We start from the raw sequence: 19312 nt of genomic DNA, 5'->3' as shown, positions 1-19312 counted from the left end.
CCTGATTACGTCAAACGCACGGCGCCGATGGGGCTGTCTCGGTGAAATCGATGCGCGAACTTTTTATGTGTCGCGCATCGCGCGCATCATGCCGTGCCTGCTGCTGTTGCTCGTTCTCGTCAATGGGCTCGCGGCGGCCGGCATGCCGATATTTAGCAATCGTGCGCCGCTTGGCGTGCCTGTGTCGTTCTGGCTCGTCAATTTTGCATCGTTGACTTTCTGGATGAACGTGCTGATCGGTTCATACGGCTGGGTCAATTACGCGCTCGGCGTGCTGTGGTCGCTGTCGGTCGAAGAGGTGTTCTACCTGTCGTTTCCACTGCTTGGCATCGCGCTGCGCCGCGAGGGGCGACTGCTCGCGTTCTGGGCGTTCGTCGTCGCGATGGGCCCGTTATATCGGGCGACACATTCTAGCGACGAAGGCGGCTTTCTCTACGCGTACTTCGCGTGCTTCGACGGAATCGCCATCGGCTGCTGTACAGCGCTGCTGGCCGGCCGACCTCTGTGGCGCGCAGTCGCGATGCGCACCACGCAATGGCTGACGGTCGCCGGAATGACCGTTCTCTATCTTGCGTGGCCCATCGCGCAAAGCCACGTCTTCGGCGTGACCGGCATCGCACTCGGCACAGCCATGCTGCTGATCAACGCGCACGCCAGCGGTGTTCCCGGAAGCGCTCGCCTGCTGGCGCCGCTACGCTGGAGCGGCAAACTTAGCTACGAGCTTTATCTGTTCCATCTCGTGGTGCTCGGCGGGCTTCGCACGCTGTATCCACCGTCGGCGGCGCACGGTAATGAGAAACTGCTGTTGCTCGGCGTCTATCTGGTGCTGTCGGCTGCCGTGAGCACACTGATCGCGCGAGGCTATGCGACGCCGCTCGATCGCTTCGTTAAGCGGAAGTGGCTTCGCGCCTCGGCTCGAGTTCCGGACGGCGCTCGCCTTTGACACCGCGACGCAGGTTCCTATCAGTTGCATCGATTGTCAGCGACCTAGATATCAACCGCGAATGGCTGAAAGTGACCGATCGCTGACCCATGCAACCATCATTGATGCCCGAATCTCACGTGGTCACGACCGGCGACACACGACCCTGACGAGACCTTCAGTTTTCTCGTTCGCGGACAGTCGCGAGCAACGATTCGAATCGTTCGTTCGCGCCGGTCAATTATTTGGTTAGCTCAGCAAGGTCGACATACTGTCGTCGCGGCGGGGGAAAGACACCCGGCAGGGGCACCAGTGGGTAATGCCGACCGCGCCCAAGGTCTTGGTACCGTCTGCGGAAGAGTCAGGCGCAGACCTTGCCCCGCCGCATCGCCCTACCAGTACGCTTCCATTCCATGGCCGTGACGAGCCCAGTACTCGCACCACCTAGCGGCCGAAAACAGTATATGTGTCGTGGCTCCAGAACTGTCAGGCGCGATTCCGTCCGGAGACCGTACATGTTCTATATTTGACACCTTCTCCCGGTGTGCGAAGAGAGTAGCCGCGTCGTGAATTTTCCCGCCTAGAACTGCGAGATCCTTCGCAAGACATGACTTGTAGAGGCTCAAAGTGAGGTCATGCCCTAAAATTTCCTGACGGTCCACGAGAAACTGAGCGCGAAAGCTGTAAAGTTCGACATAGTCAAGGGGTCCATTAGAATAGACCGGAATACCATCACAAGGTGCGGCCAATGCAGCGACGTAGTAGCCAACCATGGAGCGCACAAATTCCGCTTCGGAAGTCGTTGGGTGCTGGATCGTCTGATAGCGATCCCGCGCCCATGCATCAGCTCTCGGATCAGAGCCGACACGCGGTGCTTTGATCGTTTCGAACGGTGATAGCTGAATTTTCTGCCATTGTTTTGCGAGCTGGTCTTTGTCGACTGTGGCGTCTCCGCCAACGAGAAGCAGAAAGAGACGTTCAAAATCTTCTTCGTGCCCTGGCTTAGGCCTACCAATTGGGTTCCAGTCGAGTCCCATTCAATTTCTCCCCATACTTGAAAAGCATCACGAATTGCTTCATAGCAATTCTGCAGAATTAGTAATGTTGACGACGCAAGCGCGGAAGTTAACTGGTCGTTGATTTTTTCGTGCTTCGATTGTCGACGGTTCTCGCCTTAGTGTCGAACGTCCACTCATGGTCGGACCTACCGCCGACGGCGATCGGCTCAAGCCGACCCATTACAGCCGATCAACCTGAGTAAATCGAGTGACCGGTCAGCAGCCTTTACCGGCCACCCTGTCAAACTTAGAATAGATACCCGCTACGCAGGCTTCGGTTCACCGCGAGGCGGCGCGCACAGTCGCCAATACGTCTGCCGAAGCAAACGTGAGAGCCATCCTCAGGCAATTCATCCCCTCCGCGTCACATTGAAGCGGATCCCCACCGAATCGATGCATCAGTTCGAACGCCTCCGTGCAATCGTTCTCGACAGCAAGCATTAGCGGCGTCCGACCTGGTGCCGGATATGTGTGGGATGCGTTAGGGTCTGCCTTATGGATGAGCAACAGTTCAATGATGCGTAGTAGCTTTGGCAGGGTATGCCGCCCTACCTGTTCCGCTACCTGTACGTCCATCACCTTTTCGAAAAGTTCAGCGTAGTGCGGATCATTGCACAGCGTCCGAATATCGTCTCCGTCACCGAAAGCGCCGGCTAAGCTGATGTTGTACCGCCGGAAAACCTCGCGCTGCATTTCGTCCGGATGTTCCAGGAAGGACCGATCCAGCTTGGCGCGCAGGGCATCCGGTTTTTTTACAATAGCGATTTTGCTAAGCGCATAGTAAAGGGGCGTTTGGTCAGCAATGTCGGCTCTCAGATCAGCCGTTGCCCCCATGGACAACAGAGTTTCGACGACGACCGGGTCACCTAGATCGACAGCGCAAAAAAGAGGCGTGAAGCGCTTTTTGGCGGTCACGCTGTCGATCGTGGCAGACGAATGGGGACGCCTTAGCAATGCAGACAATACACGCCAGTCTGTACTGTTCATTGCGGTCTGAATTGCGACCAGCAACGCGGACGCTCCACTGTCATCAAGGAAATCGACTGACGCTCCCGCATTGAGCAAGGCTTCAACTGAGTCGTACTTTCCCTCGGAAACAAAGCGCCGCAGTTGCGTCCAACGCCTGATCTGGCCGTCCGCCGCCCGCATCGTGACGATCCGGTCCGGATTGCGAAGATCCGGCTTCTTCGTCTCACTAGTGTCCAACATCAAAAATGGAAAAGTGATTTTCTCTTCTCTCGATGCTTCCAGGAATCGACCGGTTGCCGGAAACATTTGCCCGAACTGTTGACGGAGTTGCTCGATCTCCCAGTTCTCGAGAATTTCCGTGCGCGGGTCCGTAAACAGCCCAAAGACCACCCCGAGGTGTTTGAGCCTTTTAAGCGCGGCCTTCTTTCCCAATAACGCTGCTACGACAAGCGCCTCCGCTAACAGTGGCTGCTGTTTTTCCCCGGCTCGATAGCTCGAGCCCTGCACCGCCGTCTCGTAGTCAGAAAGCGCCGATTCGAATTCGGCCGAGAGCATGTGCCACCTGGCCTTCAACCAGTTGACCTGAAAGTCGAATCGACCATCTCCCGGAGACTCGCGAAGCATCTGCTCAAGCTGATCGAGGTCGGCTCTCGTCTTCTCCTTCTCACCGGATTGCTTGGTTGATGTTCGCAAGAGACGGTTGTGCAAGCTTTGTCCCAGTTCGATCGATTTCGAGAAACGATCGAGACTTGGGACAACAGCCTCCTCTATGGCTTTGAGAATTTCGCCGTCCGGCATCCCCAGTAGGAGATGTCGCCGCATCATGTTCCTGATCGGCATACCCGAGGCGCGCTCAAAATGAGCGACTGCGCGCGCGAGCAACAGCCATCGACGGACATGATTGATTTTCCCTTCACGCATGGCTCCCTTTTTCTTCAGCGCTGCGCCCAACCGGACGATGCTTGGCAGATCCGGCAGGTCAAGGCCCTTGCTCCACTTTCTGCATTTCTCAGTCTCGTTCCGATCGATGTCGCTGTTCCCCGGGTCATATGCGAGCCGCGCAAGCGAGTTGGCTTCGCCCGTCTCTAACCACTCCATCACCGCGGCGACCGGGTGTCTATCCGGGTCAAGGAACGTCATCGGATCCGGACCACCCAATTCCCGCTGAATTGCATAGATCACTTTCAAGCCGTGCGGCACAAAGTAGTGTTCGATGAGGATAGGCAAGGCCTCTTCGCGTGTCAGACTCTCGATCGCGAGTCTTGAGACCATGCCGATGTAGCTGGTGTGCATGTGCTCGAACCAGGGTTGAACAAATTCGACCAAGTCTGCGTCAACGTACTTCGCCAGCGGCGCGACAAATAACTCTCGAGTAAGTGCTGGCAACAAGGACCAGTCGAAATCGCCGCGACTTGCGAGCTCGTCAACTTGCGGATTGCTCCCTTTCGTGCCGAGCGCCACAGCCATCGCACGGTACACCTCGCCGAGACGAGGAAAGGGCGGCCGAGTTGTCTTTTTGGTCGTCATACTGGATTCTTGTTTGGTATGCGTCGAACGACGCTTTCTATTTAATACCTGCCTCCGCAAGCTGACACGCACTCCACCTCAGAATACCTACCCGAGAGAAGAGCGCGCGCATTCCATCGCGGTCATTACCCACGTCGACGCTGTCGAGTGCTCTCCGGCGCGCGATATTTGGGTAAAACAGACTGCGTTACTTTTTGCCGCCTGATGCCGATTGCGCGTTCGCGGCCGCCGTGCTGCTCGCTCGCGTCGAGAAGGAACCGGCAGGTACTTGGCCGCCATGCGCTCGCGCCGTGGCGCTTTGAATTCGTGATGCAGCGGTCTGAGTCATCGGGACACGGCCCGTCTGGGCTGAAGGAGCAGCAGATTTCGCATGTGATTTAGCCATGATTTTCCCTTTCTGAGGTTGGAGTTTCGTTGCCAGCGTGGCAACGAAACGAACGATATCCAACGCCCATCGGTAAATCACCCGCGCGAGTGCCGAAAAAATTCCGGAAAATGCACCCGGACTGGTGCGACCGAATTGCGGGTCACGGTCACCTACTCTACAACGTCCACTTGTCAACTAGCTTCGGTCATTCCACGTCAAGGCGTGGGCGACCCTTAATGGCGGGGTACTGCCTCACGCAGGCAGCATACGCGACTTGAAACCCGCGAGTGGGCGATCGACTGCACCCGACCCGGTGCTGCCGTTTGGACCACGGCCGCAGACGGCAGCTAGGGGCGGCAGAGCGGACAGTGACTTAAAGGCGCGAGCCCGACCGCTATTCAATCATGGAACACTTCGCCTCAATACGAAAGCGGGCAGATTACCGTGAGCCAGCATAGCGCTCAAGAGTGGGCTTTATGGTCGGGAAGATGCGAAGTCTCGCTCAGCTCACCTGAGAAGACGGTGACGGTATCCAAACCGCAACGCCTGCATCGCCTTGTGAGCCTCGCTCTCCTTCATCGTTGCCGGCAGCTTGCTCCGGATCTCCTGTAGAAACAGCTTGCTTTGCTCGAAAAAATGCAAGGGGATCGAGTAGTCGTCGAGCGCGTGAAAGATGTCTGCAGCACCGGTCAGCTTCTTCAACAAGACCGTCACCACCTGCAGTTTGCTTTGCCAGCTATCCACATAGTTCTGCTTGTTGGGGCTGCTTGCTGGGACCTTCGGTGCCACCAGAGCAGTGCCGTGAGCTAGAACATTGCGCAGGGTGAACAAGGCTCGAATCGCATCTTGGTCATATGTGGAAGATTTAGCATCGAGGGGTACGGTGAAGAAGAAATTGTATTGTGCCTTCAGCTTCTCGAAGCCGCCGTTGCCTTCAACCTCGATGAGGTACTCCTCAAGCAACAGCTCAGCTTTATTCTTCCGGGTTTGTCCGGCGGCCGTGCCCTGCTTGATCATGTCCTCCATTGTTTCCTTGATTGAGTTCGCGAGCCAATAGCGAAGAATGCCTTCAACAATGGAGGCATTGAGGATGAGAAGGGGGAACGTGGTCTTGTAGTTCTGCTTGCCGCCCTCGTTCTTTCGATGCTTGAGGGCAAGGTGCTCGTAGCTGTATAGAAGCGAATCGGCAGTTTCCAGAACAAGATGAATGGTCATGGCAAAGAAGAGACAATGAAGAGCGGGCAGAGCGGCGCGAAATCGCCGTCACGAGTTTAACGTTACTGTACGGCAAGAAGCCGGAGTGAATACGGGCAGTCGGCAGGGCCAGATGGATTGCGTGCTCTCGACTGCCAGCAAACAGCCAGCCGATAGTCGCAGAAGGTACTGCGGTGTAGTCAGCAGTGAGGGGGTAGCGAGCGCTACACGCGCCATGCGGTCATTCCGACGTATGCATCGGGCGAAATCCACTTGAGTAGCAGGCTCAGCATCTTTCAAGCCGTAGCGTCATCAACTCAAATGCGTATCTCTGCCGTTGCCACCGTCTGACCGAGACCTGAGCACCTAACATTGCTCGAGGTATAGATGGCTGCGTAAGGCTGCTCGGCGTCGTCAGGCAATCGCGCCCACTTACCGCGAATCAATCGTCTGCACCTGTTCGCAGCACCGTCTCCTCACGAGTTCGACAAGCCAGTCGGCAAACACCTGAAAGCGGCGAGAGAGGTGTTGCCGATGCGGATAAAGCAGCGTGACCGGCATGGGTGCGGCACGATATTCCGGCAGAACCTCAACAAGTTCTCCAGCACGGATATGGGCTTCGACGTCATAGGAAGGGATCTGTATGAGCCCAAGGCCCGACAGGCAACAAGCAATATACGTTTCTGCATTGTTGACGGTGACGCGCCCCTTGATCGTGAGTGTTCTGGTCACGTCATCGTCGACCCATTCCCACGGCGCGAGCCGGCCGCTGGATGGGGATGCATAACCGATCGGTATGTGGTGGGCGAGGTCGCCGGGATTGCGCGGGGCGCCGTGCCGGGCAAGATAGGCAGGACTGACGACGTTGATGAGCGTGAGCGTGCCAATCGGACGCGCGATGAGCTCAGATTCGTTAAGGGTGCCAACGCGCAGCGCGCAGTCGATCCGCTCCTCGATCAAATCGACCGGCCGATCAGTTGCGCCAATTTCAACGTCGATCTGCGGATACGCATCGAGAAACGCGGGAAGTGCCGGCGCGACGATCAAGCGCCCAATCCGGCCGGGCATATCGACGCGCAACGTACCCGCAGAGGCGACGTCCGCTGAACGGAACAGATTCTCCGCTTCCTCCACGTCGGCGATCAGTCGCTGACAACGTTCGTAGAAGGCTGCGCCGTCCTGGGTGGTCGTCACCTTACGCGTAGTGCGGTTCAGCAAACGCGTGCCGACACGGTTCTCCAGCTCCTGAATGGCGGCCGATACGGACGAGCGGGGCATGCCGAGCGTATCCGCGGCGCGCGTAAAATTTGCGCATTCCACGACGCGAGCGAATACACGGAACAGGTCGATGCGGTCCATGCTTGCCGATCAGCCAAAGCTCATTCGATGGGATTGACGCCCCAATTGGTCGTGAATCCTGACGGATCTGTCCATAAATAGGGTCTTTTTAGACGATAAGCCGAACTATAGCATTGGCAATCTGGTGACGGCATTGGGCGGTCACGCGGATTGGAGCGAAACGATGGCAAACCATGACATCCAGGGCAAAACGGTGCTCGTTGCAGGTGGCGCAAAGAACCTCGGTGGCCTTATTGCGCGAGACCTGGCCAGGCACGGTGCGACGGCGGTCGTGATTCATTACAACAGTGCCAGCACGAAGGAGGCTGCGGACGAAACTGTTGCGGCGATCAAGCAAGCCGGTGCCGAGGCCATTGCACTGCAGGCGGACCTGACGAGTGCGGCAGCCGTGGAGAAGCTGTTTGCCGATGCGGTCGCGGCGGTCGGGCGTCCGGATATCGCGATCAACACGGTTGGGAAGGTGCTGAAAAAGGCTTTCACGGAGATCAGCGAAGCGGAATACGATGAGATGACGGCCGTCAATTCGAAATCCGCGTTTTTCTTTTTGCGCGAAGCCGGCCGCCACGTGAACGACAACGGCAAGATTGTCACGCTCGTGACATCGCTGCTCGGCGCATTCACCCCCTTCTATGCGGCTTATGCCGGCACGAAGGCACCGGTCGAGCACTTCACACGCGCGGCCGCCCAGGAGTTCGGCGCGCGCGGAATTTCGGTCACGGCGGTCGGACCCGGCCCGATGGATACGCCGTTCTTCTATCCCGCTGAAGGTGCCGACGCGGTTTCGTATCACAAAACGGCGGCGGCACTGTCGAAGTTTTCGAAGACGGGGTTGACTGACATCGAGGACGTCGTGCCGTTCATTCGCCATCTCGTTAGCGATGGCTGGTGGATCACTGGCCAGACGATATTGATCAATGGCGGATACACCACGAAGTAAGGAACGATTGCGTCGGGACGAATTCAATCCCGGCATATGCGCGGATGTACGTCGGACGGCATCAGGACAAATGGCGATTTGCAGGAGCAAAGCTGACGCCTGAGCGTTCGTCCGGTGAAGCATGTGAACGGCGCTAGTGGCCGTACCCGGAAGCACAACGTCAGCGCGATGGGTGGCCGTTGCCACCTGGCGCCTAAGTTCCGTATCCGACCCATAGTTGCCGCACGAATGAGCGTTGCCTCGACGGCAGCTTTCAACTTACAACGGCCGTCTACACGACCACGTTGTTCGGCGGCTGACCGACCGTAGCAGCTATTCGCCCTTTTCGTGACGGCCTATCCTGCCCTCTCATTCAGCCCGTTCTGGCCGCCGAATTTCGCTGCGTACACCTGACTCGCCCAATCCACAAACGCACGAACTCTCGGCGCGAGTTGCCGATGCTGGGGATACAGAATATTGATGGGTAGCCCCGGGCTCTCCCACCCATTGAGTACCTCGACAAGACGTCCATCAGCAAGCTCGTCCTCCACGTGGAAACGGGGAAGTTGAATAAGGCCTGCCCCCCGCAAGGCGCAGACGACATAATTCTCTGCATCGCTTACCGAGATCCATTCCTGCAACTTGAATTCGGTGACTTTTCGGTCGATGCGCAACTCGATCGCATAAGAGGACTCACTCGTCGGAGAAAAAAAACCGACCGCTTCGTGCGAGGCTAGATCATCGGGTGTCGACGGCATGCCCAGCCGCTGCAGATACGCAGGGCTCGCGCAAATGATCTGCGGCACGACAGCCAAGGGCCGCGCGATCAGCGACGAATCGCGCGGACGCCCCCCGCGAATCACGCAATCGACGCCTTCGCGCACCAGGTCGACGAGGCGGTCGCCGCTACTCACCACCAGTTGTATGCCGGGATAGCGCGAACGAAACTTGTCAATGCGCGGCAGCACAATTCGTGTGGCGTGCGTGCCATGCAGGTCGATCCTCAGCACTCCGCGCGGATTACTGGGTTGATGCGACAACGAAGACTCGGCATCGTCGATCTCGCTCAGGATGCGCACACAACGCTCGTAAAACGCGTGGCCATCGAGCGTCGGTCGCACGTGCCGCGTGGTTCGTTCGAGCAGCCGCGTGCCGAGCCGCTCTTCGAGCGCCTTGATGGCATAGGTCGCCGTCGCGCGGGGGATGTCCACCATGCTCGCCCCTTTGGTGAAACTGCCCTGTTCGACGATCCGCACGAACAATTGCAACGTGTCAAAACGATCCATCTCCCGTGCCCTGATTAGTTACGCCCATTGAATAGTCATGGCAATTTACCACCATTTATCCAGGTGACCCTGGCAGGAATAATTGCTCTGAAGGCGGTCGCTCGTATGACTGCCACTCTGCAAAGGAGCGAAAAATGGGAACTGGTTTTTCACGCGTCGCCATCGTGACCGGCGGGTCACGCGGGATTGGGCGCGCAATCGCCTTGCGCCTCGCTCAGGACGGCCTCGCGCTCGTTGTCAATTACGCGGTCAACGAAGCTGCCGCCCAGGAGACGGTGGAAACGATCCGCGCCGCTGGCGGTGAAGCGGTTGCGTCGCGCGGGGATGTCGGCGCGCCGGAGGACGTCGAGCGTATCTTTAGCAACGCTCTCCATGCGTTCGGGCGCGTTGACGTGGTGGTCAACAGCGCCGGCGTGATGTCTCCCAGCGCTATCTCGGACAGCGATCTCACCGCCTTCGACGCCATGATCGCCGTCAATCTGCGCGGCACGTTCCTGATGATGTCCCATGCGGCTCAAGTGCTGCCCGAAGGCGGCCGCTTCGTCGCGCTTTCGTCAAGTGTTATTGCGAAGAACTTCCCCGGCTACGGCCCGTATATCGCCAGCAAGGCGGCCGTCGAAGGACTCGTGCGCGTCTTCGCCAATGAGTTGCGCGGCCGCGGCATCACCGTGAACGCCGTTGCGCCCGGCCCCGTTGCAACCGATCTGTTCCTCGCCGGCAAGTCGGAAGCGTTGATCGACGAGATCGCCAGGCAGGCGCCACTTGAACGTCTCGGACAACCGGAAGACATCGCTCAGGCTGTGTCGTTCCTGGTCGGCTCCGACGGCAGTTGGATCAACGGTCAGGTCCTGCGCGCCAATGGCGGATTCGCCTGAGCCGAGAGCCCTGAGCCACCAGTGAAGCCTATTTCGTCAATTTTTCAGGAGGTATCGGTCTCATGCCGTCAGTCATGCTACTAACCAGCAACTCAGACGGATTCAACGCGACAAGAACCCGGCCGCTCACACACTGCGCGCGGCTCATTCTGAACATGCTGTTCGCTTGCGCATGGCTGGGCCCATCCATCACCCAAGCGACGCCTGGCGGCGATCACGACGCGCCGCCGTTCGTCGGCCAGCGCTTCGTTCTCGCGTACAGCAACGGTTTTCGTGTCGTTGATGAATTCGTGACGTCGGACGAACTCAGGTTCACCGTGCTCTCGCCGCCCACTCCGGGTCGCTCCGGCACCGTGCACTACCGCTGGAGCGCCATTGCACCGCACCTGTATGTGATCCGCTGGACCGAGGCCGACGGCGGAACTGTGATGCATATTGACGACTTCAACAAAGGCATTTCACGGTCGTATTACGTCCCAGCCGGCGCCCCGCTGGTCGAGAGCTGGGCACCACTGCGCCGCCTCAGATAACCCCCGTTTTGCGAATCACATTCGCATTTTTCAGGTGTCGAATATCGACACCTCGCTTTCAATCCCCAATGAAGGAGTCTTTAATGCCATTTGCCAATTACAAATTTCCGCAAGGCACGCTGGATGCCGCGAAGAAAGAAGAAATCATCCATCGCACGACGGCCATGTTCGTCGAGTACTTCGGTGAGGGCGTGCGGCCGTACTCGATGGTTCTCGTGGATGAAGTCGCCGACGGCGGTTGGGGGCGCGCCGACGAAACTCTGACGATGGAGAAGATGGGTATTACGCCGCAACGCTGATGTCCGTGCAGGCGCGAACTTCGCGCCTGCTTCCAACAGCCAATCTAACAGCAGGACACGAACACCTATGTCAACTACACCGTCACTCGAACACGCTCAGGTGCTCATCACTGGAGGTGGTTCGGGTATCGGGCTCGGCCTGGCGCAACGGTATCTCGCCACCGGTGCCCGGGTCTGCATCACGGGACGCAACCGCGAACGCCTCGAGCACGCGGCGCGCGCACTTCCGGGCTTGTCGTTTATCGTGAGCGACATCGCCGATCCACAAGCACGTGAGCGACTGGCGACGCAGGTTTGCCAGACGCTTCCAGAACTGACGGTGCTCATCAACAATGCCGGCATACAGCGGCGCGTATCGCTCGCCGCCGACGACGCGCCATGGTCAAGCAGGCAAACCGAAATCGACACGTTGCTGAGCGCCCCGGTTCATCTCACGCATTTGTTGATTCCGCCAATGCTTGAGCACGGCAAGCCCGCGACGGTCGTCAACGTGACTTCGGGGGGCGCGTACGTGCCGCAGCCCTTCGCGCCACTCTACAGCGCGTGCAAGGCCGCGCTGCACAGCTACACCGTGAACCTGCGCCATGCACTCCAGCACACCAACTGCCGCGTGGTGGAGGTCATTCCGCCTGCAATCAATACGCACTTGTCGGGTACGCCGCAGGGCCACGGTGCCGATGTCGATGCGTTTTGCGATGCGTTGATCGCGAGCGTGTCCGACGTACCGCCGTATGAGATCGACTTCGGCGCGACATCGAGCGACGAATTCCGGGCGTTGCGAAGCAACGCTCAAGCGCTCTTCGACCGGCTTTCGGGACGCTTTGCAGTTCAGCTGTTTGACGCTGTGAGCAAGACGTAGCGAGCGTTTTCAGGCCGGAGAGACGAACATGATCGTTGAGGGACTCTGTCCGGTACCTGAACGAAGCGGACTTTCTAACGTCCGCCCGACTGTGCGGTCTAATGCCCGTTGTTGGCTGCACTGAGCCCCCGGTTTTCGCAAGCCAAAATTGACATGTTGTCGCGCATAGCATCATGCAAAGAGTATGAGTGACCTGATTCGCGCAAGCGTCGGGTCGGGCACGCGCTCCGATGATCGGAGCGCGGCAGCGGACATCGCGTAAGCGGCCGATTCGACCGCTCGCGACCAGTTGAGGTCGATCCTGAGCGGGCACTGGAATGACAGCAGCGCTTATAATCAAAAGATGACTGCTATTCGAGATTCCCGTTCCGGTGAGGGCGAGCGTGCTATTGAAATTTGGCGCAACGCGGTTGATGCTACTCATAACTTTCTGTCCCGCGAGGACCGTCAAGCCATTGATAAAATGGTTTGCGACTTTCTGCCAAAAGTGCCGCTCAGGTTCGCTGTGGACGCCAACGATAACCCATTGGCATTGATGTTCATCGACAACGGACATCTGGAGGCCTTGTTCGTTGACCCCGCTTGCCGAGGGAAGGGTATCGGTGCCGCACTCGTCCGTGAAGGCCTTTCGCTTCACCCCAAAATGACAACCGATGTGAATGAGCAAAACGCTCAAGCAGTGGGCTTCTACGAAAAAATGGGTTTCAGGCGCACAGGTCGCTCATCGCTTGACGGCCAAGGTCGGCCTTACCCAATCATTCATCTGCAATACGTCGGCGTCTGAAGGGCGGCTTCCGGCCGAACCCAGAAGTCACATTTATTTTCCTTCACCCGCCACGCTCAGAAAAAACCAGCGTGAGCTGCAACCCACCCCCCACCGCATTAGCCGCCGAAAGCGTGCCGCTGTTGCGACGCACGAGCCTTCGCACGATCGCGAGCCCCAACCCCGCGTGTGCGTCGCCGCCGCGAGCGGCATCGAGGCGCACGAACGGTTGCATCGCGCGATCGAGCTGCTCTTCCAGAATGCCGGGGCCATGATCGCGCAGCGTCATCGTGAAATGGCCTTGTTGTGCGGACGTGCTGATCTCGACCGGCGGTTCGCCATAAGTCATTGCGTTTTCCAGCAGATTGACGAGGATGCGGTCGAGATCGACCAGCGGCAATCTGAAGTGGCTGCCGGCGCGAAGGTCCAGCTTGACCAGCGGGTTTTCCGCGTCTTCATCGTCCGGCACGCTGCCGTACTGGCTCAGACAGAAAGCATCGACCGAAACGAGTGGCGAGCCGTCCGCACGATCGCGGACGAAATCGAGGAACTGCGTCACGATCCTTCCGAGCGATTCGACATCGCCGAGAAAGCCGGTGCGTTCTGCGCCATCGGGTAGCAGATCCGCGCGTACCTGCATTCGCGTGAGCGGCGTTCGCAGGTCGTGCGCGACGCCCGCGAGCATCAACGCGCGCTCCTGTTCGTATTCGCTGATCTGACGAACCATGTCGTTGAAGCTGGTGATCAGGTCCGCCACTTCACGCGGACCGCTTACGCGAACGACAGGCGTGCTGACTCCGATACGGAAATCGCGTGCCGCCTTGGCGAGACGTCGCAGCGGACCTTGAGCGGTCCACGCGCCGATCGACGCCACCATGATGGCAAGCGCGAGCATCAACGCCAGCGCGCTACGCACGCGATCCTGCGAAAAGGTCGCATCCGGTATCCGCATCCAGTCTTTGTCGCCTGCATAGCGCACCCAGATCGTGCCGGTGCTGCCGGCCCGCGCAACCTGGCTGCCTGCGGGCAAATCTTCGCGCAACGCATTTTCGAACAGTCCGTACGTTTCGGCTCGCGGAGGCCGCACACCGTCGGGCGTCGCATCGCGCGTGTCCAGATAGCTGATGCCGAGCGACAGCGCAACGCGTCCTGCGTCGCGCCCGTCATGCCGGGCCTGCTCGACCATCAACAGATCGCGATACTCCTGGGCCGCGTGCCGGGTGGTCGCCTCACGGCCGAACACGAATAACGACACCGCGAAGGCCAGGATGAGCAGGGCGGTCATCAACAGCGCGACGCGGCCGAAAATCGTATTAATGGGATTTTTCATCGTAGCTATGACCTGGCACGAACATGTAGCCGATGCCGCGCACCGTCTGGATCACGCACGGTTGAGCGGGGTCGTCCTCCAGCAGTCTGCGCAGGCGCCACACGGCCAGATCCATGCCGCGCTCGGTGATGTCCGCATCGACGCCGTAAAGCAGATCGAGCAGGCGTGCGCGCGACAGGGATTCCATCGGACGCGCGACAAACACTTCAAGCAGCGCGTAATTCGTGGTGGTCAGTTTGATACGCGCGTCGTCGCAATAGAGTGCGCGCGCCACTGTATCGAGACGAAACTTTCCAAAACGATAAATGCCCTGGTGATCGGCTGCGGCGCCTGCCAACGGTTTCGAATGATGACGGAGCACGGCCTTGATGCGCGCGAGCAGTTCCAGCGGCGTAAAGGGCTTGCCGATGTAATCGTCGGCGCCGAGTTCCAGGCCCACCACGCGGTCGAGATCTTCCGCCAGCGCGGTCAGCATGATGACGGGAATCTCGTCGCCGGCATCGCGCAGTTTCTTGAGCGCGCTCAAGCCGTCGACGCCAGGCATCATCACATCGAGAATCACAATCGACGGCCGTTCGAGCGCGAGTCGATTCGCAAGATTGTTCGCATTGTGCAGAACCGAAAACCCGATTCCGCGCCGTTGAAAAAAAGTTCTGAGAAGATCGCGCAAGCCGGCGTCGTCGTCGACCAGCAGAACCTGAATGGTTTCCATCTCCATGCACTTACTCCTGTCAGGCCGGGTTGACGCATGCACGCACGCCCGCATGAATTGCGGGAACCGCGTTCAGTGCTGCGTCAGGCACCGAAACGTCACGCTGACGATTCTGCCGGGGTCCAGCCTGGTGTCACGCCTGCGTCGCAGCAAATCCTTGCGAAAGACACCTGTCAGCGTGGCATGAATAAACAACGCCGCTTCATAAGCGTTGAAATCCGCGGACAACTGCTCGCGTGCGACAGCATGACATAGCACCCTTTCGATCTGCGCTTCGGCAAGACGGCTCGCCGAGCGTACGCGGTGAAAAAAGAGCGCGGTCGATTCGGTGGCTTCGCATCGGGAAAACACAATGCCATAGAGGCGGCGCGTTCTCGTATCGCGCAATGCGCGCGACAGCCGCGCTTCCAGTTCGACCTTGAGCGTGCCAAGCGGATCGGATTCGTCCTCGGGTAGAGGGATCGTAAACGGGTCCAGCGGTAACGCGAAGCGCTCAAAAATGGCGTCGAAGACAGCGTCCTTGTTTCTGAAATGCCCGTAGATCGCGCCACGTGTGACGCCCGCGGCGTCGGCGATCTCGTCGAGGGTGGTCTGGGTGACGCCATGACTGAAAAAAACCGCCTCGGCCGCGTCGAGAATCTTTGCCCGCGTATCCCACGCTTGTGCTTTCGTCCGCTTCATATGCTTCAGCCGATGCCTGTCGTGCCTCGATGCTCCGCGATACATCGACCGCTGAGTAGCTCACATGGCCGGATCATAGCGACGCTTGTGTTGCATCGACATTTTCCAATTTTTCCGAATATTTCAAACTGAAATTTACGCGGAAGCGAATTCATTTAACGTTCATTTCGCGGCCGGTACGGGGAGCATGAGCAGCGCTTATGCCGCCACCTGTTTTGCCGCACATTGCGCCGTCGCAGTTCACCGATACGGGTATGAAAGTACTCGCGGTGCGCGTCTCTCCCGGTGACATCGAAGTCTTGCACGAGGCTAAACGGAGTGTTCTTGAACGTCCTGTCTCCACTCGATCGGCTTGCCCGATCGACTGCGTTATTGCGTCATCCGCACCGCGCGCTGCGATCCGTCGGCGCGGCTGTGAGCCTGCTCTGTCTCGCGGCCTGTGCGGTCGGCCCCGGTTATCGCAAAGCGCCGCTGACGGTGCCCGACAGCTTCAAGGAGGGCGCCGACTGGCAACGCGCGAAAGCGAATCCCCAAGGCTCGTTGTCCAGCACCTGGTGGCTCGACTATCACGACGACACGCTGTCTCATCTGATCGATCAGTCTCTCCAGGCCAACCAGTCGATCGTCGCTGCGGAAGCGGCCTACCGGCTCGCGCGGGCCACCGTCGAGGCCGACACCGCGTCTCTGTTTCCGACCGTAACGGCGGGCATCTCGGGATCGCGCAGCGGCAACGGCGCGTCGGCGGCGACGAGTTCCGCAGGCGCCGGCGGCGCGCCGACGAACCTTGCCAGTGCGAGTGTGTCGGCCAGTTGGGAACTCGACCTGTGGGGCGCGGTGCGGCGTCAGATCGAGTCGGCGAAAGCGAGCGCCCAGGCGAGCGACGCGCAACTTGCCGGCGAGCGCCTTTCCATTGCCACGAGTGTTGCTACCGATTATTTCGAACTGCGCGAGGCGGATATCGATATCGCTTTTCTGACGCAGCAGCAACAGATCGACAGCCGGATCCTCGAGATGACCCGCGCCGGTTTTCTGCAAGGCACCCAGACCAACGATGACGTACTCACCGCGCAGGACACGCTGGAAGTCGTGATCGCCGATCTGCAGACCACCGAGACCTCGCGCGAGCAGTATGAGCACGCGATCGCGGTGCTGATCGGCGTGCCGCCCGCCAGCTTCACATTGCCGCCGCGGCAGGACTATGCGTTCGTCACGCCGGCGGTGCCGCTCGGCGTGCCGTCGCAATTGCTCGAACGGCGCTATGACGTGGTCAGTGCGGAGCGCACGGCCGCTGCGGCCAACGCGAAGATCGGCGCGGCCGAGGCGGCGTTCTTCCCCGACCTGACGCTGTCTGCCCAAGGCGGTTTCGAGCACAACACGCTCGCGCATCTGTTCTCGCTGCCGAGTCGCTTCTGGACGCTGGGCCCGGATCTCGCCGGCACGATCTTCGACGGCGGCGCGCGTACCGCGGCGGTCCATCAGGCACAAGCCACCTATGACGAAGACGTCGCGAACTACCGCGCAACGGTGCTGACCGCTTTTCAGAATGTCGAGGACAGCCTGTCTTCGTATAACCACCTGCAGCAACAGGAGCAGGCGTTGACGCGAGTCTTTGAGCGCAACCGCCAGCTCTTTGCCAGCGAACAGGCGCAGTTGATCGCGGGAACGGCCAGTCAGCAGAGTCTGTTGACGCAGCAGCTCACGCTTCTGCAAGCGGAGCAGAGCGCGAAAGACACGCAGGCGTTATTGGTCGAGAGCAGCGTCGCGCTGATCAGAAACCTCGGCGGCGGCTGGCAATGGGACGACGCAAAAGGCGCGGCGGTGAACGTCGATGCGTCGTCGTCGGGTCACGCGGCGCTATCCACCGCTTCAGGATCGCCGTCGCCATGATCGCGCGCGCCGGCGAGACGGGCGCCCCATCCAACTTCACCAGCGCGGAGCAGCGACCGTTTGCCCTTCGCGTGCAACGACAAAACGACGAACGACGAAACGACGAGCCACGCGTGTGCGCTTGCGTCGTGAATCGGGAAACAACGGAGTCTTCATGAAGGCCATACCCTTGCTGTGTCTCGGCGTTTTTGCGCTTGTCGGTTGTAGCGGGCAGAGTCAGCCGCCCGCGCCGCCTCCTCCGGCTGTCGATGTCGTGACGGTCCAGCCGCAGAGCGTTGCGCTGACGCGGCCGCTGGTCGGACGCCTGTCGGCGTATCTCAGCTCCAATGTGACGGCGCGCGTGTCGGGCGTGCTGATCAGGCGCGACTATAAGGAGGGCGGCAAGGTCAAGGCGGGTCAGGTGCTGTTCGAAATCGACCCGACCTACTACCAGGCGCAACTCGACAACGACCTCGGCGTGCTAGGCGAAGACAACGCGACTTACCTGAACGATCGCATCAATGCGGAGCGCTATCGCAAGTTGCTGCCGGCCGGCTCTGTGTCGCAGCAAACGGTGGATAACGCCGACGCCACGGTCCGGGTCGATGCCGCGAAGGTCAAAGCCGACGAGGCGCTCGTCGCGAGCGCGCGCATCAATCTCGGGTACACCAAAGTGACCTCGCCGATCAGCGGCATTGCGGGCCAGCAGCAGGTGACGGTGGGCGCGGTAGTGGGGAACGGCACGGCCGACGTAGGTTCGAGCGGCACGTTGTTGACGACCGTCAATCAGATCGACCCGCTCTATGTGAACTTCACGATGAGTTCCGCCGACCTGTTGACGCTGCGTGAATCCGCGAGCCGGGGCACCGTCGCGCTCTCGCAGCAGGACAAGGTCAGCGTGCAGATCGTTCTACCCGACGGCACGAAGTACGGCCAGGCCGGCACGCTCGATTTCGCCGACGTCGCGGTGAATCCCACCACGGGCGCGGTCAATCTGCGCGCCACGTTGCCGAACGCGCAGGGCGAACTGTTGCCGGGCATGTACGTGAATCTGAGCGTCGATCTCGGCGAGGAGAACAACGTCTTTCTGGTTCCGCAGCAGGCGATTCAACGCGACACCGTCGGCGCTTTCGCACTGGTGGTCGACCCGAGCGGCAAGGTGGCCCGCAAGGACGTGACGGCAACGGATAACTCGGGCAATAACTGGATCGTCACCAGTGGCCTGACGGGCGGAGACCGGGTGATCGTCACGGGATTGCAGGGCGCGCACGAGGGCGGCCAGGTCAAGGCCAGCCAGTGGAAAGCGCCCGCGGCGGGCTCGCTGCAACGCGCATCGGCCGCGGTGCCCGGCAACCTACAATAAGGACGTCTTCTCATGCCTGGTTTTTTTATCGATCGCCCGGTATTCGCGTGGGTGATCCCGATCCTGATCTGCCTGATCGGGTATATCTCGATGCAGAATCTCGGTGTCGATTCGTACCCGGAAATCGCACCGCCGCAAGTCACCGTGACGGCGACCTATCCCGGCGCGAGCGCGGCGACCATGGAAGCAACGGTCACCCAGGTGATCGAGCAGCAGCTCACCGGTATCGACAACCTGCTGTACTTCAGCTCGACCTCCAATTCGAACGGCACGGCCGTCATCACACTGAGTTTCGCGACCGGCACGAATGCCGATACGGCTGAAGTGCAGGTGCAGAACAAGGTCAGTCTGGCCCAGCCGTTACTGCCCGCTCAGGTGACGCAGCAGGGCGTCGTGGTGGCCAAGGCGAGCCCCGACATTCTGATGTTCGTCGCGC

At 59.6% G+C, this 19312-nt stretch carries 18 protein-coding genes; 10 read left to right on the top strand and 8 right to left on the bottom strand.

Annotation, left to right across the window (positions count from 1 at the left end; translation table 11 throughout):
• Positions 1-943 (top strand): acyltransferase family protein (locus PQQ51_RS33090; protein ID WP_408501409.1); only part of this gene is annotated, 943 nt, incomplete at its 5' end.
• 371 nt (positions 944-1314) lie between these two features.
• Here the strand turns inward: PQQ51_RS33090 and PQQ51_RS33085 are convergent.
• The 4 genes from PQQ51_RS33085 to PQQ51_RS33070 form a co-directional block, all read right to left on the bottom strand.
• Entirely contained in the window at positions 1315-1959 is a 645-nt protein-coding gene (locus PQQ51_RS33085) for a hypothetical protein (RefSeq protein WP_408501408.1), read from the bottom strand.
• A gap of 300 nt (positions 1960-2259) precedes the next feature.
• Positions 2260-4476, bottom strand: coding sequence for an ankyrin repeat domain-containing protein (locus PQQ51_RS33080; RefSeq protein WP_408501407.1), 2217 nt, complete (start codon positions 4474-4476; stop codon positions 2260-2262).
• 874 nt (positions 4477-5350) lie between these two features.
• The gene (locus PQQ51_RS33075; RefSeq protein WP_408501406.1) at positions 5351-6058 is read right to left on the bottom strand and encodes a hypothetical protein; all 708 of its coding nucleotides are present in this window, start codon (positions 6056-6058) and stop codon (positions 5351-5353) included.
• Between the two features lie 411 nt (positions 6059-6469).
• On the bottom strand, positions 6470-7396 hold the full coding sequence (locus tag PQQ51_RS33070) for a LysR family transcriptional regulator (RefSeq protein WP_408501405.1): 927 nt from the start codon (positions 7394-7396) through the stop codon (positions 6470-6472).
• 163 nt (positions 7397-7559) lie between these two features.
• On the opposite strand from PQQ51_RS33070, the gene PQQ51_RS33065 reads away from it, so the two are divergent.
• Positions 7560-8333 (top strand): SDR family oxidoreductase, encoded by a 774-nt coding sequence (locus PQQ51_RS33065; protein WP_408501411.1) that lies wholly within the window; start codon positions 7560-7562, stop codon positions 8331-8333.
• Between the two features lie 335 nt (positions 8334-8668).
• On the opposite strand, the gene PQQ51_RS33060 is transcribed toward PQQ51_RS33065, so the two are convergent.
• Positions 8669-9598 carry a LysR family transcriptional regulator gene (locus tag PQQ51_RS33060; RefSeq protein ID WP_408501404.1) on the bottom strand — a complete coding sequence of 310 codons (930 nt, stop codon included), beginning with the start codon at positions 9596-9598 and terminating at the stop codon, positions 8669-8671.
• 134 nt (positions 9599-9732) lie between these two features.
• Between PQQ51_RS33060 and PQQ51_RS33055 the strand changes: the two genes are divergently transcribed.
• The 5 genes from PQQ51_RS33055 to PQQ51_RS33035 all read left to right on the top strand — a co-directional run bounded on the left by PQQ51_RS33055 (position 9733) and on the right by PQQ51_RS33035 (position 12945).
• Positions 9733-10473 (top strand): SDR family oxidoreductase, encoded by a 741-nt coding sequence (locus tag PQQ51_RS33055; RefSeq protein ID WP_408501403.1) that lies wholly within the window; start codon positions 9733-9735, stop codon positions 10471-10473.
• Between the two features lie 62 nt (positions 10474-10535).
• Positions 10536-11003, top strand: a complete 468-nt coding sequence (locus tag PQQ51_RS33050; protein ID WP_408501402.1) for a MoaF-related domain-containing protein — start codon at positions 10536-10538, stop codon at positions 11001-11003.
• 83 nt (positions 11004-11086) lie between these two features.
• Complete coding sequence (locus PQQ51_RS33045) at positions 11087-11302, top strand: tautomerase family protein (RefSeq protein WP_134965614.1); 216 nt, start codon at positions 11087-11089, stop codon at positions 11300-11302.
• A 67-nt stretch (positions 11303-11369) separates the two neighbouring features.
• On the top strand, positions 11370-12161 hold the full coding sequence (locus PQQ51_RS33040) for an SDR family NAD(P)-dependent oxidoreductase (RefSeq protein WP_408501401.1): 792 nt from the start codon (positions 11370-11372) through the stop codon (positions 12159-12161).
• A 343-nt stretch (positions 12162-12504) separates the two neighbouring features.
• The gene (locus PQQ51_RS33035; RefSeq protein WP_408501410.1) at positions 12505-12945 is read left to right on the top strand and encodes an acetyltransferase; all 441 of its coding nucleotides are present in this window, start codon (positions 12505-12507) and stop codon (positions 12943-12945) included.
• A 43-nt stretch (positions 12946-12988) separates the two neighbouring features.
• Here the strand turns inward: PQQ51_RS33035 and PQQ51_RS33030 are convergent, their stop codons facing one another.
• From PQQ51_RS33030 to PQQ51_RS33020, 3 genes are all read right to left on the bottom strand, one after another.
• Positions 12989-14254, bottom strand: coding sequence for an ATP-binding protein (locus PQQ51_RS33030; protein ID WP_408501400.1), 1266 nt, complete (start codon positions 14252-14254; stop codon positions 12989-12991).
• Positions 14238-14972 carry a response regulator gene (locus PQQ51_RS33025; RefSeq protein ID WP_408501399.1) on the bottom strand — a complete coding sequence of 245 codons (735 nt, stop codon included), beginning with the start codon at positions 14970-14972 and terminating at the stop codon, positions 14238-14240. Before PQQ51_RS33025 ends, PQQ51_RS33030 begins: the two co-directional genes overlap by 17 nt.
• Positions 14973-15038: 66 nt before the next feature.
• The gene (locus PQQ51_RS33020) at positions 15039-15692 is read right to left on the bottom strand and encodes a TetR family transcriptional regulator (protein ID WP_408501398.1); all 654 of its coding nucleotides are present in this window, start codon (positions 15690-15692) and stop codon (positions 15039-15041) included.
• A gap of 279 nt (positions 15693-15971) precedes the next feature.
• On the opposite strand from PQQ51_RS33020, the gene PQQ51_RS33015 reads away from it, so the two are divergent.
• The 3 genes from PQQ51_RS33015 to PQQ51_RS33005 all read left to right on the top strand — a co-directional run.
• The gene (locus PQQ51_RS33015; RefSeq protein ID WP_408501397.1) at positions 15972-17534 is read left to right on the top strand and encodes an efflux transporter outer membrane subunit; all 1563 of its coding nucleotides are present in this window, start codon (positions 15972-15974) and stop codon (positions 17532-17534) included.
• Positions 17535-17688: 154 nt separating this feature from the next.
• Entirely contained in the window at positions 17689-18876 is a 1188-nt protein-coding gene (locus PQQ51_RS33010; protein WP_408501396.1) for an efflux RND transporter periplasmic adaptor subunit, read from the top strand.
• 12 nt (positions 18877-18888) lie between these two features.
• The coding region (locus PQQ51_RS33005; RefSeq protein WP_408501395.1) for an efflux RND transporter permease subunit at positions 18889-19312 on the top strand (424 nt) is incomplete at its 3' end.

Origin of the sequence: Paraburkholderia xenovorans (assembly GCF_046030735.1) — a bacterium.
Classification (GTDB): Bacteria; Pseudomonadota; Gammaproteobacteria; order Burkholderiales; family Burkholderiaceae; genus Paraburkholderia; species Paraburkholderia xenovorans_A.
Note: the sequence above shows the minus strand (reverse complement) of the source record. Positions and strands in the feature narration are given on the sequence as shown.